This window comes from Haloplanus sp. GDY1 (genome assembly GCF_023703775.1).
Taxonomy (GTDB): Archaea; Halobacteriota; Halobacteria; order Halobacteriales; family Haloferacaceae; genus Haloplanus; species Haloplanus halophilus.
Window position 1 is genome coordinate 148117 of sequence record NZ_CP098514.1, and the last position, 23854, is coordinate 171970.

Genomic DNA, 23854 nt, shown 5'->3' on the forward strand with positions numbered 1-23854 from the left:
GGACGCGGGAGTCTTAATACGCTCGGCGCCCTGCATGGGGCACGCCTATGACCTCCCGACGGTCGGCACTCGCACGCCTCGGGGCGGTGGCCGGCACCCTCGGTCTCTCGGGGTGTGCGCGGGTCCTCGGATCGGCGAGCGACGGCGTCGACACGGGCCTGCCGCCCAACCCCCACGCCGACTCGCTGCCCGCCCGACAGTACGTCCAGGGCCCCTACCTGCCGACCGACGCGGCGGGCAACGACCTGCAGCCGCGATACCGGCGCGTGTTGCTCCTGCGCCTCGACGTCGACCCTTCGGTCGAGGCGGCCCGAACGGTCGAGCGCGCGATGCGAACCGTCGAGGCCGCCTTCGACTGGCGTGGAGACGGCCTGTTTCACCTCCTCGCCTGGGGGACCGACTACTTCGAGCGCATCGGCGAACTGGGACGGGCGCCCATCTCGAAGCCACGGGTCGTCTCCCGCACCGACGACCCCGCGCTCCTCTCGTTCGACGCCGTGCTGGTGCTGGAGAGCGACGTCCCCTCTCACCTCTCGGCCGTCGAGAACGCCATGTTCGGGGCCGCGACGACGCTGCAGGGCCAGCCCGTCGACCATCCCCTCGGTGACGTCCTCTCGGTCGCGGAGCGCCGCACCGGCTTCCTCGGCGAGGGGCTCCCGGCGAAACACGCGGACGTGGAGGGCATCCCCGCCGGCGCGCTCTCGGCCGACGACCCGACGTTCATGGGCTTTTTCTCCGACCGGCAGGGCACGCAGGCGAGCGAGGACCGGGTCGCCATCGACGGCGGCCGCTTCGACGGCGGGACCACCCTCCACGTCGCACACCTGACACAGGACCTCGACACGTGGTGGGAGGGGTTGGACGACGCCGGCCGCGTCGCGCGGATGTTCTCGCCGGAGTTCGATCCCGCCGAAATCGCCGACTTCGGCGCGAACGTCCCCTTCACCGACGCCGTCCGAGAGCACGCCCGCGAGTTCGACGTGGTGGGACACCACGAGAAGGTCGCGCAGGTCCGACGGGAGGGCGAACCGCTGCTCCTCCGGCGTGACTTCAACACGACCGACGGCGGCCACGCCGGCGTCCACTTCCTCTCGCTCCAGCGGACGCTCGACCACTTCCGGCGGACGCGCCGGGCGATGAACGGCTGGTACGTCCGCGACGACAGCGAGGCCATCACCGACCGCGAGAACAACGGCATTCTGAACTTCGTCGACGTGCAGTCGCGGGCGAACTTCTACGTTCCGCCGCGCGACGAGCGCGCCTTTCCCCTGCTCTAGTCGACGTCCTTGATGACGGAGTCCTGCTCCACCGGTTCGACGATGTCCTCGAGCGCGATGTCGCCGTCGACCTCGCCCACGTTGCGCTCGTGGGGGCCGATGTTGTACTCCCAGACCTCCTCCCCCTTGTACGTCTCCACGGCACCCTTCGGACGCCAGTTCAGGTCTTCTCGTGCCATGCGATACCACATCTCGTGGCGCCGCGATAGTAAAGTTGTCGCCGGGGTGGGCGACCGTCGCCTACACCGGCGGCGCGTTCGGCGGGCGGTCGTCGTCGCCGGAGAAGGCGCCGACGAACAGGTCGACGTGGAGGCCGAGGATCGTGCTCTCGTCGAGGCCGGTCTCGGCGGCCTGCTCCGAGAGGAGGTCCGCGAGGTCGGCACTCGGCGTGTAGCGTATCACCTCGCGCTCCACGTCGACGTCGAACGCGATCTCGGTGGCGCCCGTGACCAGATACTCGATTTCGAGCAGCGCCTGCTCGACTTTCGTCTCGACGGCGGCCTCGCGGTCCTCCATCCGCGCCTCGGCCCACTCGTCGGCCGCGTCGAGGAAGCGGTCGCTCATCTCGACGGTCAGGCTCAAAACGAGACGCCCTCCCCCTGGAACGCCGGTTCGAACTCCGCGTACGACTCACAGGCGGGACAGGTCGTCGCGAACACGTCGCGCTCGGCGAACTCGAAGCGGGCGAAGTGCCCGCACTCGCGACACTCGTAGCGCATCACTCGGGCGGCCAGGGATCGGGTGACGGCTCCGTCTCGCCCAGTTCGCTGTAGAGCAGCGCCATCACCACCAGCAGGCCGCCCATCACGGCCAGGCCGACGAGCCCCGATATCGGCGTCTGACCGACGCCGCCGCTCGACAGCGGCCCGAGTCGCTCGTACACCTGGAGGATCGTCAGGAGTATCCAGACGCCCGCGGCGAGGACGCCGACGGTGACGATGCCCGCCTGTGAGAACGCCGTTCTGAGTCCCATGGTAACTCGACACACGGAATTGTATCCCGACCGTCAAAAGCTTACTCCCCGTCGAGGTCCCAGCCGGCCTTCTCGGCCGCCTCCGCCAGCGGGACGAACTCCCAGTCGGCCTCGGCGGCGACGCGTTCGTCCTCGCCGGCGACGCCGACCACCACCATCCGGTCGGCGTAGAACATCGACCGGGGGCCGACCTCGGAGAGGCGCTCGCCCGGCCCGGTGCCGGTGCCGCTGAAGAAGTCGGCGTCCACGCCGTGGTCGCGCTGGAAGCGGTTGATGACCGGCGTCTCCACCCGGCCCACGATGCCGACCCAGTCCGCCCACCGCCCCGCGTCCGCGAAGGCCGCGGCCGGGTGCGCGAGTCGCTTCGCCGCCCGGTAGGTCAGCGCCATCGTCATGTCGTCGGCGTCGTCGCCGTGCGGGGCCGCGCCCGTCGTCGCCCGGGGTTCGTCGTCCGGCACGCCCCCCTCGGCGGCCTCGCGGTCCCCGGCCGGCGAACTCCCGGCGCCGCCGCCCTCGACGGGGATGCCGACGGGTCTGTCGTCACCCTGTCGGGGCACCCGCGGCGTCGCCGCGGGGCCGTCGGCCTCGTCCGCCCGCGGCGTGTCCGCCGTCGCGAACCCGCCGGCCGGTTCCTCGTCGGGGTCGCCCTCCCCCCGCCAGAACCAGTCCCCGCGGTTCGGCTCCTCGGCCGATCCCTCCTCCTCCGTGTCGACGTCGTCTAGGTCGATGCGGTCGGTCATAGTCTCGAAGTCACCCGTCCGCGGATTCCCCCACCGCAGAGCCGTGCTAGCCACACGTTACCAGTCACCACAATAAAAGCTATCGCCCGACGGCCCCCCGGATGTCGCAAATAGTTAACAAGCATTACGATCCATTGTGGAACGCATGTCCGAAACGACTCAACGGCTGGAACCGCTGGACCCCCGACCCCTGGCGGGTCGAACCTGCGTCGTCACCGGTGGCTCCCGGGGCATCGGTCGGTCGATCGCCTTCGAACTCGCGCGCTGTGGGGGCGAAGTCGCCGTGAACTACCGCAGTTCCGACGCCGAGGCCCGCGCGGTCGTGGATCGGATCGAGGAGTCGGGCGAGACGGCGATGGCCGCCCAGGGGGACGTCTCCGACCCCACGCAGGTCGGGCGGATGGCCGAGGAGGTCCACGACGAACTCGGATCGGTCGACGTCCTCGTCAACAACGCCGGCATCACCATCGACCGGAAGTTCGAGGAGATGACCCACGAGGACTGGCAGCAGGTGATCGACGTCAACCTCGGCGGGACGTTCAACTGCACGAAGGCCTTCTTCGAGGACATCCGGTCGGCGGAGCACGGCCGCCTCATCAACATCTCGAGCGTGGTCGGCCAGCAGGGGAACTACGGCCAGGCGAACTACGCCACCTCCAAGGGCGGGCTGTTCGCCTTCACGCGGACTCTGGCGCTCGAACTCGCCGGCGACGGGTCGACGGCCAACTGCGTCGCCCCCGGGTTCGTCAAGACGGACATGCTGGAGAAGGTCCCCGAACGCGTCCAGGAGCGGATCAGATCGAAGATCCCCCTCGACCGGTTCGCCGAACCGGAGGACATCGTTGGCATGGTCCGCTTTCTGGCCAGCGATCACGCGAGCTACATGACGGGCCAGGTGCTCGGCGTCAACGGCGGCCTGGAGTGGTGACCACCCACCGCGGCACCTTTGCCCGTGGCGTGCCACGGTGACCCATGGTCACCGTCGCCGCGATTCCCGGCAGCCTCCGGGAGCGAAGTTACACGCGCCTGGCGCTCGCCCGCGCCCTCGACGCCGCCGAGGCGGTCGGCGCCGAGGCCGAGATGCTCGACCTCCGGACCTTCGACCTGCCGCCCCTGAACCCCGACGTCGACGACCGGGGCGACGCCGACGCCTTCGCCCGCCGGGTTCGCGGGGCCGACGCCGTGTTGCTCGGCACGCCCACGTACCACGGCTCTTACTCCGGCGTGCTGAAAAACGCCCTCGATCACTGCGGGTTCGACGAGTTCGAGGGCAAGACGGTCGGTCTGCTCGGCGTCGCGGGCGGGGCCTTCCCCATCACCGCGCTCGAACACCTCCGTTCCGTCTGTCGCGCCCTCGACGCGTGGGTCCTCCCCCATCAGGCGGCCGTCCCCAACGCGTCGGCGGCGTTCGAGGACGGCGCCCTCGTCGACGAGCGTCTCGAGACGCGCGTCGCCACGCTCGGCCGCCGCGTCGTCGAGTACGCCGCCATCGAACCCGACCCGGCGACCTTCGAGAGCGACCAGAACGTGGGGGGTTGATGCACACGCTCCTGCCCGTCGCCGCCGGCGCTCACCGGCCGTCCGAATGGGAATCCCTTTGTCGGGCGCCCGCACAGACACGTCCGTGACGACGTGGGTCGAGAACCCCCGCGGTGGGCGGGACCGCGGGCCGCGCGGCGTCGCCCGCGCGTGGGTCGAGGTGGTGGTGCGCCCCCGGCGCTTTTTCAGTCACGGGGTCGCGCCCGGCGATCAGGCGCCGGGCCTCGTCTTCGCCGTCGTGACGGCCGTGGCCTACGCCCTCGGCCTCGCCCTTCTCGACCCGGCGCGGTTCCCCGCGACCGGCGCGCTCCGGGCCGCCGTGGTCGTCCTCCTCGTGGCCCTCCTGGTCGCACCCGCCGTCCTCCACCTGCTCGCGGCGCTCCAGACGCTCGCGCTGATGGCGACGGTCCGCGACCGGGCGGGCGTGAGCGAGACGGTACAGGTCATCGCCTACGCGACGGCGCCCGCGCCGCTCGCGGCGGTTCCGGTCCTCGAACTCCGGGTTGCCGCCTGTCTCTACGGGGCCGCGCTGCTGGTCGTCGGCCTCGCGGTCGTTCACGACACGACGGTGGGGCGGGCGACCCTCGCGGGGGCGCTCCCGGCCGCGCTCCTCTTCGGGTACGGCTTCGGCGGCTTCGGCGCCCTCGCCGCCCTGCTGCGGGCCTGGTACATCATCTAACGCGTCGAGTAGTTTCGACAATCGTTTTAGGTTGCGGCTGTTCGATTCCTCCAATGGATTGGATCACCCACGAAGAGGACGTCTGGTTTGATTTCCGCGGCTCCAGCCCGGACCAACTGGTTTCGGGACGGTACTACAAGGGAACGGTCGACGGCTTCGCCGACTTCGGCGTGTTCGTCGACCTCTCCCCCGGCGTGACCGGCCTGCTCCACCGGAGCGAACTCGACCGCCGGCTCGAGAGCCTCGACTGGGAGCCCGGCGACACCGTGTTCGTCCAGGTGAAGAACGTTCGCGACAACGGCAACGTCGACCTCGCGTGGTCGATCCGCCAGTCGGGCAGCGAGTTCCGCGGCGCGAAGGTCCACGACCCCGAGGGCGACGCCGACGGCGAACGGATCGACGAATCGACCGACGACGCCGACGACGGTGGCCCCGTCAGGACGACGCCGACCCCCCGCGACGACGAGGCGCTGAACGGCGAGGACGCGTCCGACGACACCGAGGCGTCCGACGACGACGCGGCGTCGGCCACTGACGGCGCCGCCGAGACGGGCGCCGGCGAGTCGGACGCCGGCGAGTCGGACGCCGCCGACGCGGACCCGAGGGGAGCGGACGCGACGGAGGCGGACGCCACCCCCGACCGCGTCCCCGTCGAGTCGCTCGAGGATCGCGTCGGCGAGACGGTTCGCCTCGAGGGCGAACTCGTCGGCGTCCGCCAGACCAGCGGCCCGACGGTGTTCGAACTCCGCGACGGCACGGGCGTCGTCGACTGCGCGGCGTTCGTCGAGGCGGGCGTCCGCGCCTACCCCGACGCCGAAGTCGGGAACGTCGTCCGCCTCGACGGCGAGGTCGAACGCCGCTACGAGGAACTCCAGGTCGAGACCGAGGCGCTGACGATCCTCGAGGACGAGGAGGCCGCGGCGGTCGAGGAACGCCTCGCCGACGCGCTGACGGCCGAGGCCCGCCCCGAGTCGGTGACGACGCTGATCGAGCACGACGCCCTCGACGCCGTCGAGGAGTCGCTGATCGACGCCGCCGAGACGATCCGACGCGCGGTCCTCGAATCGCGTCCCGTGGTGGTCCGTCACGCCGCCACCGCGGACGGCTACGTCGCCGGCGCCGCCATCGAGCGCGCGGTCCTCCCCCTGATCCGCGAGGAACACGCCGCCGCCGACGCCGAGTACCACTACTTCACCCGCCGGCCCCTGGAGGGCTCCGTCTACGACATGGACGACGCCACCAACGACGTGACCCGCATGCTCCAGGACCGCGACCGCCACGACGAGAAACTCCCGCTGGTCCTGCTGGTCGGCACCGGGAGCACGGTCGAGTCCAGCGACGGGCTGGGACTGCTCGGCATCTACGGCGCCCGGCGCGTCGTCGTCGACGCCGAGGTGGCCGACGCCGCCGTCGCCGACGACTGCGACGCCATCGTCAACCCCGGCCTGGCCGGCGTCCCCGCCGCCGACCTCTCGACCGGCGCGCTCGCGGCCACCCTCGCCGCGACGGTCGGCCCCGACGTGGCCGACGACCTCTCGCACCTGCCGGCCATCTCCTACTGGGACGACGCCCCCGAGTCGGCTGTCGACCTCGCCGCCGAGGCGGGGTACGACGCCGACCGCACGCGCGAACTCCGCGAGGCCATCGCGCTGGAGGCGTACTACCAGTCCTACGAGGACAAGCGCGAACTCATCACGGACCTGCTGTTCGACGACGCCGGCGGCCTCGCCGGCCACATCAGCGAGCAGTTCCGGCAGAAACTCGACGCCGAGGTCGACACCGCGACGGCGAACCTCGACCGCCGCGAGGAGGGCGGCGTCACCGTCGACGTCCTCGACACCGACGCCTACACCCACCGCTTCGACTTCCCGCCCACGAGCCTGCTGCTCGACGAACTCCACCGCCGCCGGAGCGAGGCGGGCGCGCACCTGACCGTCGGCGTCGGCACGGACGAACTCTACCTGCGGAGCGACGACGACCTGGACGTGCGGGGCGTCGCCGGCGACGCCGCTGATCGCGCCCCCGACGCCGGCATCACGGCCGCGAGCGTCCGCGACGGCCGGATCGAGTTCCTGTCGGGCCGCCGCGACGCCGCCGTCGACGCCGTCGTCGACGCCGCGGTCGACCGACTGTAGGGCCGAGCGACACGCTTAACCTCGCGACCCGACGACACGGGGACGATGACTGCTTCCGGGGAGGGCGTCGCCGCCACGACCGACGAAGCGTTCGACCGGGTGTGTGAGGACCTCGTCGAGCGCATCCTCTCGGGCGACCTGGACCGCGACGACCTGGAGTCGGCGAAACTCGACGCCTGCGCCGAACACGGCGCCTCGAAGGTACCGAAGAACGCCCACATCCTCCAGTACGCGCCCGACGAGCGCCGCGACGAGGTGCAGGCGGTCGTCCGCCGCAAGCCCGTCCGCACCGCGTCGGGCGTCTCGCCCGTGGCCATCATGACCGCGCCGCACATGTGCCCCCACGGGAAGTGTCTCTACTGTCCCGGCGGCCCCGCCTCCGAGTTCGACAGCGCCCAGAGCTACACGGGCCACGAACCGGCCGCGGCCCGGGGCGAACAGAACGACTACGATCCCTACGGCCAGGTCACGCTCCGCCTCGAACAGCTCAGACACATCGGCCACCCGGTCGACAAGGTGGAACTCATCCTGATGGGCGGGACGATGACCGCGCGGAGCCACGACTACCAGGAGTGGTTCGTCAAGCGGGCGCTCGAAGCGCTGAACGACTACGACGCCGACTCGACGCCGAACCCGGCCGAGGGGCGGAGCTTCGCGCCCGACCCCGAGTCCGTCGAGTTCCGCTACCTCGAGGACGTGATCGCCGAGAACGAGACGGCCGACGTCCGCAACGTCGGCACCACCTTCGAGACCAAGCCCGACTGGTGTGGCCCCGAACAGATCGACCGCATGCTCCGGCTGGGGGGGACGAAGGTGGAGGTGGGCGTCCAGACCACCTACGAGCGGATCAACCGCGAGATGCACCGCGGCCACGGAGTGCAGGCCTCCATCGACGCCAACCGCCGCCTGCGCGACGCCGCGTTCAAAGTGGGCTTTCACATGATGCCGGGCCAGCCCGGCATGACCGAGGCGATGTGTCTGGAGGACTTCCGGCAACTGTTCGAGGACCCCCGGTGGCGCCCCGACTACCTGAAGATCTATCCGACGCTCGTCGTCCGCGGCACCCGGACCTACGACATGTGGCGCCGCGACGAGTTCGACCCGCTGGACAACGAGGCCGCCGCCGACCTCGTGGCGGAGGTGATGGGGATGATCCCCAAGTACACGCGCCTCCAGCGGGTGCAGCGGGACATCCCCGCCGACCACATCGACGCCGGCGTCTGGAAGTCGAACCTCCGGCAACTGGCCGCCCAGCGGGCCGCGGAGAAGGGCATCACGCAACGGGACATCCGTGCCCGCGAGGTGGGGCACAACGACGCCGATCCGGACCCCGAGCGGGTCGAACTCGACGTGCTGACCTACGAGGCCGGCGGCGGCACCGAACACTTCCTCAGCTTCGAGGACCCCGAGGCGGACCTCCTGATCGGCTTCTGTCGCCTCCGCTTTCCGAACGACCCCGTCCGTCGCGAACTCGACGACGCCGCCCTCGTGCGCGAGCTCCACGTCTACGGGAGCGAGGCGGGCATCCGCGAGGAGGGCGAGGGCGACTGGCAACACCGCGGCTACGGGCGCCGCCTCCTCGCCCGCGCGGAGGAACTGGCCGCCGAGGCCGGCTACGACAAGGTGAGCGTCATCAGCGGCATCGGCGTCCGGCGGTACTACCGCGACAAGCTCGGCTACCACCAGGACGGCCCGTACGTGTCGAAGGACCTCGGCCGCCGGGGTCGCCCGTCGGCGCGGTAGATGCCCTCGTCCGAGCGGTTCCTGCGGGCGCTCCTGCTCTCGGCGGTGCCGGCCGCCGTCGCGGTCGCCCTCGGGCCGCCCGACCCCTACGCCTGGATCGTCGTCGGGCTCGGCGTCCTCCTCGGCGTGCTGCCGTCGGCGTATCTCCTCGCCGGGGCGTTCGCCCGCGACTGAGCGGCGGGGCAACGGGATTCAAGGCGGCGGCCCCCGAAGGGCGGCCGTGACCGATTCGGACGCCGGCCGGCGACACGACCGCCTCGACCGCACCCCGACGGCCGGCCCCCACAACTCGCTGTGGCGCTGGACGGACGCGAAGGGGCCGCTCCGGGTCGTCGTGAACTACCTCGCCGTCTGGCTGATCCGGGTTGCCCCGAGCCTGCGGCTGAAAAACTGGGTCCTCCGACGACTCGGCGCCACGGTCGACTCCGGCGTGGCGGTCGGCCTGGAGGCGACCCCCGACGTGTTCTGGCCGGAACTGATCACCCTCCGGGCGGACGCCATCGTCGGCTACGACGCGACGCTGCTCTGTCACGAGTTCCTCCAAGACGAGTACCGCACCGGCGAGGTGGTGATCGGCGAGCGCGCGCTGATCGGCGCGGGGGCGGTTATCCTCCCCGGCGTCGAGGTCGGCGCGGACGCGAAGGTGGCCGCCAACTCGCTGGTGACCGAGGACGTGCCGCCGGGGACGACGGTTGCGGGCGTCCCCGCGACCCCGGTCGAGGGGGGCGTCGGCGACTAGTCCCGGATCAGCGCGAACCCGTCCGCGAACACCTTGCTGTTCGGGAGGACGTACTCCTCGCCGTCCGCCTCGACGTGCGTGACGAACAGGTCGATCTCCTGGACGATGCCGCGGACCTCGCCGACGCGGATCTCGTCGCCGATGGTGTAGGGCTGGTGGAGCAGGAGGTAGGAGCCGACCGCCCCGGCCGCGAGCAACTGCCTGAACGCGAGGCCGCCGAGGAAGACGACCGCGAAGACGTAGGCCGCGAGCAGGACGATCAGGGCGGCGGTGGCGACGCCCACTTGGCCGAGGGCGATCAGCACGGCCAGATAGAAGACGCTGTACTTCGCCACGAGGGGGAGGACGTTGATCTGCGGGAGTTTCACGCCGCGGAACCGCTCGGAGATGAGAAGTTCCACCTTGTCGCCGAGGACGACGCCGACGATGAGGACGATGATGGCGAAAAACAGCTGCGGGAGGAAGCCGGCGACGGCGTTCCAGAACTGGGCGACGTACTCGATTTCGGCGACGGCGACGGCGGCGAACACCGCGATGCCGAAGACGAAGTAGCCCGCGATGGCCGCGAGGATCGACACCGTCGAGGTGCCGAACTCGCGGGCCGTCCGCTCGAAGGCCGTCCCCTCGATGGCGCCGGGGACGCCCGCCCGCCGGAGGAGCCGGCGGGTGACGACCCGCGTCAACCACCCCAACAGGAGGCCGAGCACGAGCGTCGCCACGGCCAGCCAGAAGCGAAGCGGGACGGCCGCGAGGACCTCCCGCACCGAACCGCCTTGCATCTCAGTACTCCTCCGGATCGATCTCCAGGATCAGATCGCCGCCCTTGAACGCCCGGACCATCCCGTCGGACTCGGAGAGGACGATGGCGATGGCGTTGGTGTCCCGGGTGATGGCGCCGCCGGCCATGTGGCGCGCGCCGAGTCCCTTCGGGATGTCGACGCCCTCCGCGGACGGCTCCAGATAGCGGTACGCCGAGACGATCTTCCCCGAATCGGAGACGACGAAGGCACCGTCCAGCCGCGAGAACTCCTTGAGCATCACGTTCACGATGGGATCGCCGACGTGGACGTGGGACTTCTCGAAGGGGTTGTAACTGAGCGGGCGGGACTTGTTCATCACCTTGCCGGCGTCGCCGACGACGAAGAGCGCGCCCACGGGCTTGCCCTTCTGGCCTTTCTTCCCGAGGTCGATGGCCACCTCGAACACGTCGCGGATGACGCCGGGTTCGGCCCGCGAGTCGGTGAAGAGGTCGTAGATGCCGGAGCGCATCGTCTCGTCGACGCGCACCCGGACCAGACAGTCGGCGTCCTCGCCGAACATCTCGACGGTGCAGGCGACGGTGTCCCCCTCCGCGACGTACCCCCGTTCCATCGCCCCTTCGACGCCGAACTTGATCCGGTCGCGCGTGTTGTCGAAGGCCAGCGGGAGTTCCACGAAGGTGTCCGCGCCGACGTCGTTCGCGGCGGCGATCACCACCCGACTCACGTCCACGTCGTCGAACCGCTCGTAGTAGGAGGTCGACGGGGAGAACAGAAACAGACCGTCGATGTCCGCCACGAGGTCGTCGAGAGCATCCCGTAACGTCGCCATTGACGGAACGTCGAGACGCGGCGAAATAAAGGTTTGCGGACCGTCACACGCCCGTCATGCGTTTCTCGATCCGCTACCGCAGTCGCTCGACGTGATCGATCCGCCGCTGGACGAGTTCCGGTTTGCCGATGTCCTCCCTGACGCGCAGGCCGTTGCCCCCGGCCGCGAGCGCCGCGTCCGCGATGGCCTCGGCGTCCGCGATGGTCCCGTCGACGCCGACGACCGCGAACGACCGCGAGGTGGTGGTGTAGAGGCCGTCAGCGCGGGCGTCGACGCTCGCGTAGAACAGCAGCGCCTCGCCCGCCTCGGTACCGTTCTCGGCGGCCGCCCGCTCGACGCTCCCCTCGTCCACCTCGATCCGGGCGCCGGCCTCGGGATCGGTCGGGTAGCCCGCCGGGACGGCGTACTTGCAGACCGTCGCCCGCGGCGAGAACTCGAGGTCGGGGAGCGGGTCGCCGTCCCGGGCGGCCGTCAGCACGTCGAGGAACGGCGTCTCCATGACCGGCAGGGTGTTCATCGCCTCGGGGTCGCCGAAGCGGGCGTTGAACTCCACGACCCGCACGCCCTCGGCGGTGAGCATGAACTGGCCGTAGAGGACGCCCGTGTAGTCGTCGAGCGCGTCGACCGTCGCCTCGAGTACCGCGACCGCGTCCTCGTAGTCCGCGTCGTCCATGAACGGCAGCGTCCGGTCGGCGTCGCTGTAACTCCCCATGCCGCCGGTGTTCGGCCCCTCGTCGCCCTCGTAGGCGCGCTTGTGGTCCTGCACGGCTGGCGTCGTGCGCACGTCGCCGTTGGCGACGAACGCCTGGACGGTGAACTCCTCGCCGACGAGGCGCTCCTCCAGCACGACGCGGTCGTAGTCGGACTCGCGGAGGTAGGCCTTGGCCTCCGCCTTCGTCACCTGGTCGCCGGTGACGCGGACCCCCTTGCCGCCGGTGAGGCCCGCGGGCTTGACCGCCAGGTCGCCGTCGTAGGCGTCGACGTACTCGCAGGCGGCCGCCACGTCGTCGAACGTCTCGAACTCCGGACAGCCCGGAATCCCCGCTTCGCGCATGAACCGGCGCTGATAGGCCTTGTCCGTCTCGATGCGCGCCGCCTCGGCCGTCGGGCCGAAGGTGTAGACGCCCGCGTCGTTCAGGGCGTCGGCGACGCCGGCCGCGAGCGCCGATTCGGGGCCGACGACCGCGAGCGTGGCGCCCACCTCCGTGGCGACGTCGACGATGGCGTCGGCGTCGGTTTCGTCGACCGTTCGCATCCCCTCGGCCAGGTCGGCGATGCCGGGGTTGCGGTTGCTCGCACAGGCGTAGAGCTCACAGTCCGGCGCGACGGCGCGGGCGATGGCGTGTTCGCGCCCGCCGCCGCCGACGAGGAGCACTGTCTCGGACATACAGGCTGACCCCCGCGAAGCCGCCTAAGCGTTGCCCTTCGCCGCGCCGCTCACCGACCGCTCGCCGGCGATCCGGCGACCCCCGACCGCCCGCCGGCGGCGACGAAGAGGGCGACGGCGACGACGCCGGCGGCGACGCCCGCGACGCCCAGGGGGAGTCCGTACCCCACCCGCGCCGCCGGCAGGGTAAAGAGCGGCGGCCCGAGCGCCCCCGCCCCGAGGACGACGCTCGTCCGCAGGCTCATGACGCCCCCGCGGAACTCGGGGCCGGCGAGCGCCGACAGCGCCGACGCCACGGACGGCAGGACGAGGCCGTGACCCACGCCGAACACACAGAGCGCGAGGAGCACGCCGGCCGCCGACCCGGCCGCCCACACGCCCACGAGGCCGACCGCGTAGCCGACGAAGCCGGCCGCGATCAGCCCCAGGTTCGACAGGTACCGCGCGAACCGGCCGTTGAACACCGCCACGACCGCCGCGAGCGACAGCGCGCCCGTGACCAGCGCACCCACCCGACCCGACGCCAGCCCGTACCGTCCCTCCAGCAGGAACGGGACGGCGGTGAGGACGCCGCCGAAGAAGAGCGCGAACCCGACGAGCGTCGCGCCGTACACCGTCAGCGCCTCCCGCGTCGGGAGCGACGCGGCCGCGGCCCGGAGATAGGAGCCCTCCGACGTCGTCCCCGACTCCGCGCCCGTTCCCCCGCCGTCCGCCTCCGTCGGCGGGTCGAGGTAGCCGTAGACCAGCACCGCGACGACGACGCTCGTCCCGTAGAGGTAGAAGGGGGTGTCCCACGACCGGACGGCGAGCACCCCGCCGAGGACGGGCCCCGCGGCGGCGCTGACGGAGACGCAGGCGCTGACGACGCCCATCACGGCGTTGCGCCGCGTGCCGTCGTAGTAGTCGCCGACGAGCGCCATCGCCAGCGAGGCGAGGATGCTCCCGCCGACGCTGCCCTGGACCACCCGGAGGGCGAGGACGGTCCAAAACTCCGTCGTCAGCGTCACCGCCACGCCCGCGACGCCGAAGATCAGGAGGCAGGGGACGATCACCCGCCGACGGCCCAACCGGTCGGCGTACATCCCCACGACGGGCGCGAGGACGGCACCCGGCGCCGCGAAGGCGGTGATCACGAGGCCGCTCCGCGCGCTGGAGACGTCGAACGCCTCGGCGATGGCCGGGAGCACCGGGCCGATGATGTTGACGTCGAGGGGCCCCACCGCCGCAATCGCCAACAGGAGATACAGTCTCGGGGATCGCCACGGGACGTCGCCGTCGTCCGTCATCGCCCGGGCCGACGGACGGCACCGTAATCAACGGTTCGGGACGCTACTCGGCGCCGTCCGCCGCCCCCGCCTCGAACCGCTCGTATCGCGACTCGAACCGGCTCTCACAGGAGGGACAGCAAAACAGGTGGAGGTCCCCGCCGATCCGCGCGCTCGTCCCCTCGCTCGTCACCGTGTTTCCACACTCCGCACACGAGAGGGCGAAGCCGGTCCCTCCGACCGACGGCGTCCACTCGCCGTCCGTCAGGAGCGTCACCTCGTAGTCGTCGACGGCGTCGTCCGCGAAGGTCGCGTCGAGCCACCGTGGGACGTTCCCGTCCGGGATGCGGGCGTGACAGAGCAGGTCGCGCTCGGCGGTGAGAAAGACGTGTTCGACCGCCTCGGCGTCCCGCAACGACGCCCGCGCGTCGTCCACCGCGGCGGTCGGCGCCTCGATGCGCACCAGCACCGGCACGCCCTCCCGGAGTTTCGAGCGATCGACGTCGACGGTGAACCGCCGAATGACGCCCATCTCCCGGAGGCGATCCACGCGATCCGACACCGCGGGCGGGGAGAGGTCGACGTCCTCGGCGATCTCCGCCCACGGCTTCCGGGCGTCGCCCATCAGCGAGCGCAGGATCTCCAGATCGGTCTCGTCGAGTTCGCGCATGCCGGAGGGAACGACCGGCAGGGGGTTGTACTTTCGGTCGCATTACCCTCCGTGAGGGAAGCCCACGACTTTAGTCGTGGGAGAAGTCACGGCTCCTCGGCGTCGGCCTCCGCGGCGTCGGCCTCCTCGCTCTCCGCCGGCAACAGGTCGTCCGGGCTCCGTCGCCGCTGGGGCTTGGCCAGATGCCGCCGCATCCGTTCGCGGTCGGCCTCGGTGATTCGCCGCCCCTCGCGCCCGTCGGTCCCCCTGGCCGCCCCGTCCTCCGCCCTCGCCTCGTCGCTCGCACCCTCCTCGTCGCCCGGGGTTCCGGTCCCGACCGCTCTCCCACCCGCCACAGCCAGCAGTATCACGGCGACGAGCACCACCACGGCCGCAAGCGTCGTGTGCTGCACCATTTCGGTCCCGCCGCCGCTACTCCTGTCAGCCTAATCAAACGTGTGGACGTGAAAACGACCCCGGTCGTTTAACCCGGTTTGAACCGGTTTAATCGGTGTTCCGCGACCCCTCGGAGCCGGTCGATTCGCCCCGTTCACTCCCCCTCGCGCAGGCGCTCGCGGTGCAGCGAGAGGATCAGATCCGCGAGGACGCCGAACATCAGCAGTTGGACGCCGACCAGGATGGCGAAGGCGGCGACGACGGCCATCACCTCGTGGGAGACGCGGCGCGTGACCCACTCGACGCCCACGTAGGCGGCGATCAGGACCCCCGAGACGGTCGACACCGTCCCGATGCTCCCGAAGTAAAAGAGGGGGTTGTTCGTCTTGGCCCGGCGGTAGAGTTCGAGGACGATGATCCCCCCGTCGCGGATGGGGTGGAGGTTGGTGTTCGACCCCGAGGGTCGGGGGAGGTACGTGATCGGCACCACCGTCGTCGGAATCCCGCGTTTGGCACACTCGACCGCCATCTCCGTCTCGATGCCGAAGCCGTCGGCCGTGAGGTGCATCCGCTCGAAGGACTCCACGGTGAACGCGCGGTAGCCCGAGAGGATGTCACCGAAGGACTCGCCGTGGATGAACCCGAAGGCCGCGTTGATGAGCCGGTTGCCGACGCGGTTGAGCCGCGTCATCGCCCCCGGGCGCATGTCGGCGAAGCGGTCCCCGATGACGTGCGCCGCCTCGCCCGAGCGCAGGGGCTCGAGGAGGGCGTCGGCGTCCGCGGCGCGGTACGTGCCGTCGCCGTCGAGCATGAGGACGTACTCCGCGTCGACGTGTTCGCGGACCGCCTCCCGGACCGCCTGGCCCTTGCCCGTGCCCGTCTGCTCGACGACGCGGGCGCCGGCCTCCGCGGCGCGTTCACGGGTGTCGTCGGTGGAGCCGCCGTCGACGACGAGGACGTCCGCGAAACCAGCGTCGCGGAAGTCCGCGACGACGTCGCCGATGGTCTCGGCCTCGTCGAGGGTGGGGACGAGGACGGTGACGGCGTCGAGGTCGGGCATCGTTATACTTGGCCTCTCCGGGGGAGTGCAAAAATCGTTCCCATCCTGTCTTGCCGCATCGTTCATAGCATGTGCGCTAGCGAGTTTTTGAGAGCGCTGTCGAAGACCGATTGACAGGAACGTGAGGCCCAATCGTGGCTTTGGCTGTGGCCGAGGCCCGACTATGACGCAGCAGCCGGTGAGAGTGATTTGACACCGTGATCCGAATCCTGTTGCAGTTTTCGGCGTTGACTCCGTGGATCCCACCGTCCCTGGGTCGTGTCTGCAACACCGATCCGTTGGCGGTGTCGTTGGTCGTGTCTCTCTCAGTTCAGGAGTATCCTACTCTGGACAGGGCGTGCTCCGTCGTCGAGACAGTTCCTAGTCCGGAGAGAAGGCGTTAGGATCTCTTCATAATCGGCCTATACGGCCGCAAGGAGGTATTGTCTCTGTGTTTTGGATGGCTATGGAGCGACCAGATCGCTGGCGAACAGGCGAAACGCAAACCCCCTCAGCGGTCTTCGCTCCTGGTTGAGGCCCCAGCGAACGCCAATCTGGGGAGCATCCAGGCGCTCTTCGGGAGAGCCCCTGCTGAAGGCCCCCCACCGCCTCGGCAACGCAATCGTATTCACTGCTGTCGGACCCGTGGTACCGGCCACGTGTCCCCACCCACCACGGTGATTCCCGTACAGTTCACATCTGGCTCCACGTGTCGGCAAGCGTGTCCCAGGACTGCACACATCGCAATCCGCCAGTACTCACGCACGCTTCACCACGCTGTTGCGTCTCGCTGCAGGCTGCATACCTGTGCCGTCGCGCAGACCCAGGCACTCTGAATCCGATTTGGTGGAGGGGGTGCACACTGAACTGCAACCCACTCCAACGTTCGGTGTCACCGTTACCGTCCCCAATCAGCAGACGGGACCCGATTATGAACCGCTCAACAGCCGTCGCTTGCCCAGTCCGCTCGGAGTACCTCCGTCCCAATCCCTGGCGGCACATCACTTTCTACCGATTTTTCGGCCGTTGCGTCCCCACACACGACCTCCGGAACATCTTCATAGCTATCTTAGCAACCCGCCTAGCCCTAACTTGCGGGCACAGCCCCCCGATTAGGACCCCCCGCCCCGACGTCCTGCCGCAGAGAGATCGCCTCTAGCTGCAGCTCCGCCTGGGATCTCAGTATGGCGACTTTCTTCGACAGTCACCAGCGAGCAGCAGGTCCGGCTATTCGATTCTGCAGCGACCGCGCTGGCGGTCAGCATACGACGGGGTAGCGCAGAGGACTGGTGGGTTCGTGACTCATCCACCGAACTGCAACGGCCGGGATGAGCCTATTCGACTCGTTCCGCTCGTGTGTTGGTCTGCGGATGTACCCTTGGTCTCCACTACTGAGTGCCGGGTTCAGCACTCACGTCGTCGCCTGCTTCCACTCCGCTATCCGCACCAGTAAGGCGCTCCTCGGCCTTCTCACGATCCTCTGGATACCCGACGTCGATGCGCCAGCCGTCCATCCGGATGGCGTCGATGGTGCGCCCGCTCTGGATCAGGAGATCGATAGCGTCGGGGAGTTCGTACTCGCCGCGGTCGGAGGGTTGAACGAGATGGCAGGCGTGGAAGATGGCTGGCGTGAACGTGTAGAAGCCAGTCATCACGAGGTTCGAGGGCGGGTCGTCGGGTTTCTCGACGACGCGGGTTATCTCGCCGTACTCGTTGGTGTCACAGACGCCGTATCTGGACGCTTCCTCCCACGGAACCTCCTCGACGAGGAACGCGGCGTCGGCGCGGTCCTCGGCCTGGCGGTTGACGACGTCGCCGAGGTTCGCGTCGAAGACGTTGTCGCCGAGCATGAGCATGAAGTCGTCGTCGACGTACGGCTCCGCGGTGAGGAGCGCGTGGGCGAGGCCGAGTTGCTCACGCTGGTGGGCGTAGGTGATAGGGACGTCGCGGTACTCGTCGTCGTAGCGCTCCATGATCTGCTCTTTCTTGTAGCCGACGACGACGACGAACTCGGAGACGCCGATGTCGATGAGGGAGTCGAAGGCGTACTCGATCAGGGGTTTGTCGTCGACTTCGACGAGGACTTTGGGTTTGTCCTCGGTGAGGGGGCGGAGACGGGTGCCCTTGCCGGCGGCGAGGATGACTGCTTTCATGTGATATGTCGAGCGAATCCACTTGATCTTTCGCTACGTCAGAATCTGCTTTAGGAATCCACGATCCGTGCCAACGAGTCAGTCGTAATCGAGTGGGGATTTGGTCCTCACCCCTGTCAAGCAGACCTGGCTTCTTTGCGAATGTTCGAGAAAGGATGCACCGGGTGTCTGGAATCGCCTGAAGCTCGTCGTCGATAGCGACGACCCTCTGGGAACGTCAATTTCCGTCACTGTGGGTGAGGTTTTGACGACACATGAGTCGAAAGGTTCGCATCCGTAGCCGTGATTGTCATTCGTATGTGAAGAAGTTTGGTGAGTCTACTCATCTCACTGATTCCAGTATAACGGAATGGTCTCGTCCGCGATGATTGATCCGACACCCCTAATTCGGTCGCCTTCAAATCGCCAGACAAGAGATGTTCGACGGCAAGAACGTGTTGATAACTGGCGGAGCCGGGTCGGTCGGCCGCGTGTTGACACGAAACCTCCTTGACGAAGATCCGAACGTGGTCCGTCTGCTCGACAACAGCGAACCCGCACTCGCCGACCTTCGCGCCGAATTCGACGACGGCCGGTGCCGGTTCCTCGCGGGCGACATACGTGATAAAGACCGTCTCATGCGGGCCATGCAGAACGTTGACGTGGTGCTTCACACGGCCGCGATGAAACACGTCGACATCTCGGAGTACAACCCCTTCGAGGCCGTCAAAACGAACGTTTTGGGGGTGCAGAACGTCGTCGACACGGCCATCGACGCCGAAGTCGAACGGCTGGTGTTCACTAGCAGTGACAAGGCGGTCAATCCCGCCAACACCATGGGTACGACTAAACTCCTCGGTGAAAAACTCGTGACGGCCGGGAACAAGTACCGTGGCGACGTCGACCTCTCACTCGCATCGGTGCGCTTCGGCAACGTCCTCAACTCCTCGCAGTCCGTCATTCCGATCTTCCACAAACAGATCCGACAGGGCGGTCCAGTCAAGTTGACCGACCGCCGAATGACCAGATTTTTCCTCTCGTTCAAGAGCCTCGCCGATCTCGTGTTGCGGTCGGCGGAGTACACGCAGGGTGGCGAGGTGTTCGTCCGGAAGATGCCGGCCATTCGAATCGAGGACCTCGCGGAGGCGATGATCTCGTGGCTCGGACCGCACTATGGGCACGATCCGGAAGACATCGATGTCGAGATAATTGGCCGGCGAATCGGGGAGACGCTGGACGAGAAGCTCATGACCGAGCGCGAAGCGGCTCGCGCGCTGGAGAACGACGAACTGTACGCGATCCCTCCGGAGACGAGCGAACGAACGGATTATCTGGACTATCCGGGGATTGAGGGATTCGACTCGGCAGAGACTATCGTTCGCTCCTCAGAGAACGCGGAACCGCTGACGAAAGACGAAATCGTTGCGATTCTTAAGCGAGAGATGGAGGTTCCAACCGATGAGTGAGCGTACTGTCGTCGTCACTGGCGCTGCAGGGTTTATCGGCCGCTGGGTCGTAAGCGAACTCTTGGATCGGGGTGTCACCATCCGAGGACTGGACGACTTCTCTAACGGGAGCCGTGAGAATATTGCTGAATTCGACGACGAGCGGTTCTCGATCGTCGATGGAGACGTACGTGATCGGACTGTTGTCGAATCGCTCTTCGACGACGAGGTGGACGCCTGTATCCATCTCGCGGCCGAAATTGACGTACAAGAGAGTCTCGACGACCCAATGGATCACTTCCAGACGAACGTCGTCGGTACCCAGAATGTCCTTGAAGCCTGTCGAGAGCAGGAAACCCGGCTCGGCCTCGTGGGAACCTGCATGGTCTACGACATGCTCAACGCGGGCGAGGGAATTGACGAGGACCACCCTGTGAAACCCGCCTCGCCGTACGCCGGGTCGAAGCTGGCCAGTGAGAACATGGCCGAGTCCTACTATCACGGCTACGACCTTCCAGTGACTATTCTGCGTCCTTTCAACACGTACGGGCCGTTCCAGAAGACGGGGATGGCAGGCGGGGTGGTCTCCATCTTCGTCGACCGTGACTTAGACGACCGGACCCTGAAGATTTTCGGCGACGGGACCCAGACCCGGGACCTCCTCTACGCGACCGACTGTGCTCGGTTCATCGTCGATGCGACGTTCAGCGACGACACTGTCGGTGAGGTGATCAACGCGGGAACTGGCGAGGAGATCTCCATCAACGACCTCGCTGACCTCGTGGCTACGGAGGGCACCGATATCGAACACGTCGAACATCACCATCCCCAGAGCGAAGTCCAGCGCCTCCAGTGCGATCCGAGCAAGGCACGTGACCTGCTCGGATGGACACCGGAGGTGTCGCTGCAAGAGGGTGTCGATCGTTTGCGGACGTGGATGCGGAACGGTGAACCATGACCGAGTCTCCGGCGAAGTACGGTGGGCGACCGGTCCGAACGGACGTTCTCGGCTACGGGAGGCAGAGCATCACCGACGCCGAGAAGGAGGCCGTTGTCGACGCACTTGACGGCGACTACATCACACGCGGACCGACCGTCAATCAGTTCGAAGAGCGCGTCGCGGCTCACGTCGGCATCGACCACGCCGTCGCCGTCACGTCCGGCACAGCGGCACTCCACCTCTCCGGGCTGGCGGCCGGATTCGGCCCCGGAGACGAGGTGGTGACGACGCCGTTGACGTTCGCCTCGACGGCTCACGCGGCGACATACACCGGTGCGACGCCGGTCTTCGCTGACATCGATCCGGAGACGCGGACGCTCGATCCGGATGCGGTCAGAGAGCGACTCGGTCCGGATACGGCTGGCATCGTGCCCATGCACTACGCCGGGTACCCGGCCGACATCGACGTATTCCTCGACATCGCCGACGACCACGACTTGACGCTCCTCTGGGACGCCTGCCATGCCTTCGGCGGAACGTGGCGCGGCGACCCCATCGGCGCTCAGGCGGATCTGAGCATCTTCAGTTTCCACCCGGTCAAGAACATCACGACGGGAGAGGGCGGAATGGTCGTCACCGACGACGACGAACTCGCCGCACGCGTCCGAAGCCTTCGGACCTTCGACATGTCGTACGACGTTCCCGGCCACGAAGACGAACCGTGGTATCAGGTCGTCGACGGCGTCGGCTACAACTACAACATGACCGATATGCAGGCCGCGCTCGGGCTGGCACAACTCGACCGGCTGTCGGCGTTCAAGCGGCGGCGCGACGAAATCGCCGCTCGCTACGACGAGGCGTTCGCCGACATTGAGGGGCTTCGGACGCCCCCCAACTGTGAGACTGCCGATCCGATGTACCACCTGTACGCCGTCGAAATTCGCGACGGGTTCGGCTGCGACCGCACCGAGTTCGTGAACGCGATGCACGCGGAGAACGTCGGTGTCCAGGTTCACTACGTGCCGCTCCACTACCATCCGTTCTTTCAGCGCGAGTACGACTACGAACGCGGGATGTTCCCCGAAGCCGAGCGAGTGTACGAGGGACTAGTGAGTCTACCGCTCTTCCCGGAGATGTCGGACGAAGACGTTGAGGACGTGGTTCGGGCAGTCCGGCGGATTCATCGGCATCACACGGCTTGATCCCGAGCGCCGCATGACGGGAGCGTTCGAGACGGGGGATTCCGACCGTACCGAAACGATTTATCACTCCTGTCTCGAAGTTCGGAGGTATGGATGAGAAGGTCGTCGCCACGATCCAAGCCCGAATGGGTTCGACCCGTCTTCCCGGGAAAGTGATGCTCCCGTTGGCCGGCGATCACGTTCTCACACACGACGTTCGGCGGGTCGAGACAGCCCGGACCATCGACGAAGTCGTCGTCGCTACCTCTACGGCGGGTGCGGACGACATCGTCGCTCGATACGCGGCTCGTTCCGGGGCGACAGTCACGCGGGGCAGCGAGACTAACGTGCTCGACCGACTGTTCAAGGCGGCCACCGCTACCGACGCCGATATCGTCGTCCGCATCACGGCCGACTGTCCACTTCTCGATCCAGAAACCGTCGACACCGTAGTCGAGTGTCTCGTAAATACGGATGCCGATTACGCCGCGAACATCCTCAACCGCTCTTTCCCGCGTGGACTCGACGTTGAGGCGTTCACCGCCGAGAGCTTCGAACGGGTTCATACCGAAGCGAGCACGCCGTCACAGCTCGAACACGTCACCCCGTACTACCACCAGAATGAGGACCAGTTCGATCTGGTGAACGTAGCGTCCGACGCCGTGTTCGACGAACCATGGATGCGTGACCGGACCGATCTGCGACTGACTCTCGACGAGGCCGACGACTACGAACTTCTGCGTGCCGTCTACGAGAGCGTTTCGTTCGACGGCGTGTTACCGGTCCGTGAGGCCATTCGATACATCGACAGCGAGGAGCTCAGCGAGCTGAATTCGGCCATCGAACAGAAAGAGGTCTGAGCGTTCGTAGGGGCCACGCAACGATCCGGCACGAGTACGAGGATTTTTGCTCTCCATCGACACTGCATTAGCTATGGGAGTTTTCGACATCGGCGACCGCTCCGTCGGTCCGACCGAACCGACCTTCGTCATCGCCGAGGCTGGCTCGAACCACAACGGCGACCTGGGAACAGCGAAGGAACTCATCGACGTCGCCGTCGAGGCCGGGGCCGACGCCGTGAAGTTCCAAACGTTCAGGGCGTCAGATATGTACGTCGAGGACAGCGGCGGCGTCGAGTACCTGGACGACGACCGGAGCATCTACGACGTCATTGAGTCGATGGAGATGCCGTACGAGTGGATTCCGGAACTCCACGACTACTGCCGGGACCGCGACATCTACTTCATGTCCACTCCGTTCGACGAACGCTCCGCGGCGGAATTGGCCGAGTATGTCCCCGCGTGGAAAGTCGCGTCGTACACGAGCAGTCACCACCCGTTTCTGCGCCACCTCGCGGAGACGGACAAGCCCATCGTCATGTCGACGGGCGCCCACGACCTTGACGAGGTCGGGGAGTCGGTGGCGACGCTCCGGGACGCGGGCGCAACGGAACTCGCTCTGTTGCAGTGCGTCGCGGCGTATCCGACACCGCTCGAAGAGATCAACGTCCGAGTTATCCAGACGCTCCGCGAAGAGTTCGACGTGCCAGCCGGGCTCTCCGATCACACTCTCGATCCAGTTACTGCACCCTCGGCGGCCGTCGCTCTGGGAGCGAGCGTCGTCGAGAAACACTTCACGCTCGATAAGACGATGGACGGCCCCGACCACCAGTTCGCTCTCGAACCGGACGAGCTCGACGCGATGGTGACGGCGATTCGAGACACGGAGCGAGTGTTGGGCAGCGACGAGAAGAGCGTCCTCGATGTGGAGACAGAGCTGTACGACATCGCCCGGCGGCGGATTCACGCGACGGCCGACATCGAGGCAGGGGACCAATTCACCGAAGACAACATCGGCGTCCTCCGATCCGGCCAGCGATCGAAGGGATTGCATCCGAAGTTCTACGACGAACTCCTCGGTGAGACGGCGGCAAGACTCGTCTCGAAAGACGAAGGTATCTCCTGGGACGACGTGGCGAACTGATTGCATAGCTGCATCGCGTTCT

General features: G+C 67.7%; 26 protein-coding genes. 13 read left to right on the forward strand and 13 right to left on the reverse strand.

The genetic code is table 11. The features are described 5' to 3' along the window. The first annotated feature begins 47 nt into the window (after positions 1 to 47). Positions 48 to 1277, forward strand: a complete 1230-nt coding sequence (locus NBT67_RS00810; protein ID WP_251342925.1) for a DUF7405 family protein — start codon at positions 48 to 50, stop codon at positions 1275 to 1277. Here the strand turns inward: NBT67_RS00810 and NBT67_RS00815 are convergent. From NBT67_RS00815 to NBT67_RS00835, 5 genes are all read right to left on the reverse strand, one after another. Beyond that, entirely contained in the window at positions 1274 to 1456 is a 183-nt protein-coding gene (locus NBT67_RS00815) for a hypothetical protein (protein WP_251342926.1), read from the reverse strand. The two genes, NBT67_RS00810 and NBT67_RS00815, sit on opposite strands and share 4 nt — an antisense overlap. Before the next feature lie 61 nt (positions 1457 to 1517). Next, positions 1518 to 1859, reverse strand: coding sequence for a hypothetical protein (locus NBT67_RS00820; RefSeq protein ID WP_251342927.1), 342 nt, complete (start codon positions 1857 to 1859; stop codon positions 1518 to 1520). Then, complete coding sequence (locus NBT67_RS00825; RefSeq protein WP_251342928.1) at positions 1856 to 1996, reverse strand: hypothetical protein; 141 nt, start codon at positions 1994 to 1996, stop codon at positions 1856 to 1858. The genes NBT67_RS00820 and NBT67_RS00825 overlap by 4 nt, the downstream gene beginning before the upstream one ends. Further along, on the reverse strand, positions 1996 to 2250 hold the full coding sequence (locus NBT67_RS00830; RefSeq protein WP_251342929.1) for a hypothetical protein: 255 nt from the start codon (positions 2248 to 2250) through the stop codon (positions 1996 to 1998). Before NBT67_RS00830 ends, NBT67_RS00825 begins: the two co-directional genes overlap by 1 nt. Positions 2251 to 2291: 41 nt before the next feature. Beyond that, positions 2292 to 2990 (reverse strand): DUF7124 domain-containing protein, encoded by a 699-nt coding sequence (locus NBT67_RS00835; RefSeq protein WP_251342930.1) that lies wholly within the window; start codon positions 2988 to 2990, stop codon positions 2292 to 2294. A 145-nt stretch (positions 2991 to 3135) separates the two neighbouring features. On the opposite strand from NBT67_RS00835, the gene NBT67_RS00840 reads away from it, so the two are divergent. From NBT67_RS00840 to NBT67_RS00870, 7 genes are all read left to right on the forward strand, one after another. Continuing rightward, the gene (locus tag NBT67_RS00840) at positions 3136 to 3918 is read left to right on the forward strand and encodes a beta-ketoacyl-ACP reductase (RefSeq protein ID WP_251342931.1); all 783 of its coding nucleotides are present in this window, start codon (positions 3136 to 3138) and stop codon (positions 3916 to 3918) included. 44 nt (positions 3919 to 3962) lie between these two features. Beyond that, positions 3963 to 4529: an NADPH-dependent FMN reductase gene (locus tag NBT67_RS00845; protein WP_251342932.1), complete on the forward strand. Its 567-nt coding sequence runs from the start codon at positions 3963 to 3965 to the stop codon at positions 4527 to 4529. An 85-nt stretch (positions 4530 to 4614) separates the two neighbouring features. Continuing rightward, the gene (locus NBT67_RS00850) at positions 4615 to 5208 is read left to right on the forward strand and encodes a YIP1 family protein (RefSeq protein WP_251342933.1); all 594 of its coding nucleotides are present in this window, start codon (positions 4615 to 4617) and stop codon (positions 5206 to 5208) included. Between the two features lie 53 nt (positions 5209 to 5261). Continuing rightward, positions 5262 to 7343: a DHH family phosphoesterase gene (locus NBT67_RS00855; protein WP_251342934.1), complete on the forward strand. Its 2082-nt coding sequence runs from the start codon at positions 5262 to 5264 to the stop codon at positions 7341 to 7343. 45 nt (positions 7344 to 7388) lie between these two features. Then, a complete protein-coding gene (locus tag NBT67_RS00860) occupies positions 7389 to 9086 on the forward strand; it encodes a tRNA uridine(34) 5-carboxymethylaminomethyl modification radical SAM/GNAT enzyme Elp3 (RefSeq protein ID WP_251342935.1) in 1698 nt (565 codons plus the stop codon). Beyond that, positions 9087 to 9260 carry a hypothetical protein gene (locus NBT67_RS00865; protein WP_251342936.1) on the forward strand — a complete coding sequence of 58 codons (174 nt, stop codon included), beginning with the start codon at positions 9087 to 9089 and terminating at the stop codon, positions 9258 to 9260. It begins immediately after the preceding gene. Positions 9261 to 9306: 46 nt separating this feature from the next. Further along, complete coding sequence (locus NBT67_RS00870; protein ID WP_251342937.1) at positions 9307 to 9825, forward strand: acyltransferase; 519 nt, start codon at positions 9307 to 9309, stop codon at positions 9823 to 9825. Here the strand turns inward: NBT67_RS00870 and NBT67_RS00875 are convergent. From NBT67_RS00875 to aglF, 8 genes are all read right to left on the reverse strand, one after another. Then, a complete protein-coding gene (locus NBT67_RS00875) occupies positions 9822 to 10604 on the reverse strand; it encodes a mechanosensitive ion channel domain-containing protein (protein WP_251342938.1) in 783 nt (260 codons plus the stop codon). The two genes, NBT67_RS00870 and NBT67_RS00875, sit on opposite strands and share 4 nt — an antisense overlap. Before the next feature lies 1 nt (position 10605). Further along, the gene (gene dacZ, locus NBT67_RS00880; protein WP_251342939.1) at positions 10606 to 11415 is read right to left on the reverse strand and encodes a diadenylate cyclase; all 810 of its coding nucleotides are present in this window, start codon (positions 11413 to 11415) and stop codon (positions 10606 to 10608) included. Positions 11416 to 11488: 73 nt separating this feature from the next. Further along, positions 11489 to 12802, reverse strand: coding sequence for a phosphoribosylamine--glycine ligase (purD, locus tag NBT67_RS00885; protein ID WP_251342940.1), 1314 nt, complete (start codon positions 12800 to 12802; stop codon positions 11489 to 11491). 50 nt (positions 12803 to 12852) lie between these two features. Beyond that, positions 12853 to 14088 carry an MFS transporter gene (locus NBT67_RS00890; RefSeq protein WP_251342941.1) on the reverse strand — a complete coding sequence of 412 codons (1236 nt, stop codon included), beginning with the start codon at positions 14086 to 14088 and terminating at the stop codon, positions 12853 to 12855. A 43-nt stretch (positions 14089 to 14131) separates the two neighbouring features. After that, positions 14132 to 14737 (reverse strand): winged helix-turn-helix transcriptional regulator, encoded by a 606-nt coding sequence (locus tag NBT67_RS00895; protein ID WP_251342942.1) that lies wholly within the window; start codon positions 14735 to 14737, stop codon positions 14132 to 14134. 86 nt (positions 14738 to 14823) lie between these two features. Next, entirely contained in the window at positions 14824 to 15132 is a 309-nt protein-coding gene (locus tag NBT67_RS00900) for a hypothetical protein (RefSeq protein ID WP_251342943.1), read from the reverse strand. 134 nt (positions 15133 to 15266) lie between these two features. Next, a complete protein-coding gene (aglJ, locus tag NBT67_RS00905) occupies positions 15267 to 16172 on the reverse strand; it encodes an S-layer glycoprotein N-glycosyltransferase AglJ (protein ID WP_251342944.1) in 906 nt (301 codons plus the stop codon). 1367 nt (positions 16173 to 17539) lie between these two features. Beyond that, positions 17540 to 18304 carry a UTP--glucose-1-phosphate uridylyltransferase AglF gene (aglF, locus tag NBT67_RS00910; protein ID WP_251342945.1) on the reverse strand — a complete coding sequence of 255 codons (765 nt, stop codon included), beginning with the start codon at positions 18302 to 18304 and terminating at the stop codon, positions 17540 to 17542. 416 nt (positions 18305 to 18720) lie between these two features. On the opposite strand from aglF, the gene NBT67_RS00915 reads away from it, so the two are divergent. The 5 genes from NBT67_RS00915 (at position 18721) to NBT67_RS00935 (ending at position 23832) form a co-directional block, all read left to right on the forward strand. Next, positions 18721 to 19749 (forward strand): SDR family NAD(P)-dependent oxidoreductase, encoded by a 1029-nt coding sequence (locus NBT67_RS00915; RefSeq protein WP_251342946.1) that lies wholly within the window; start codon positions 18721 to 18723, stop codon positions 19747 to 19749. Continuing rightward, positions 19742 to 20686 carry a dTDP-glucose 4,6-dehydratase gene (locus NBT67_RS00920; protein ID WP_251342947.1) on the forward strand — a complete coding sequence of 315 codons (945 nt, stop codon included), beginning with the start codon at positions 19742 to 19744 and terminating at the stop codon, positions 20684 to 20686. The genes NBT67_RS00915 and NBT67_RS00920 overlap by 8 nt, the downstream gene beginning before the upstream one ends. Beyond that, positions 20683 to 21870, forward strand: a complete 1188-nt coding sequence (locus tag NBT67_RS00925) for a DegT/DnrJ/EryC1/StrS family aminotransferase (protein WP_251342948.1) — start codon at positions 20683 to 20685, stop codon at positions 21868 to 21870. The genes NBT67_RS00920 and NBT67_RS00925 overlap by 4 nt, the downstream gene beginning before the upstream one ends. Positions 21871 to 21959: 89 nt before the next feature. Continuing rightward, entirely contained in the window at positions 21960 to 22709 is a 750-nt protein-coding gene (locus tag NBT67_RS00930) for a cytidylyltransferase domain-containing protein (RefSeq protein WP_251342949.1), read from the forward strand. Positions 22710 to 22782: 73 nt separating this feature from the next. Further along, positions 22783 to 23832: an N-acetylneuraminate synthase family protein gene (locus NBT67_RS00935; RefSeq protein ID WP_251342950.1), complete on the forward strand. Its 1050-nt coding sequence runs from the start codon at positions 22783 to 22785 to the stop codon at positions 23830 to 23832. Positions 23833 to 23854 lie beyond the last annotated feature (22 nt).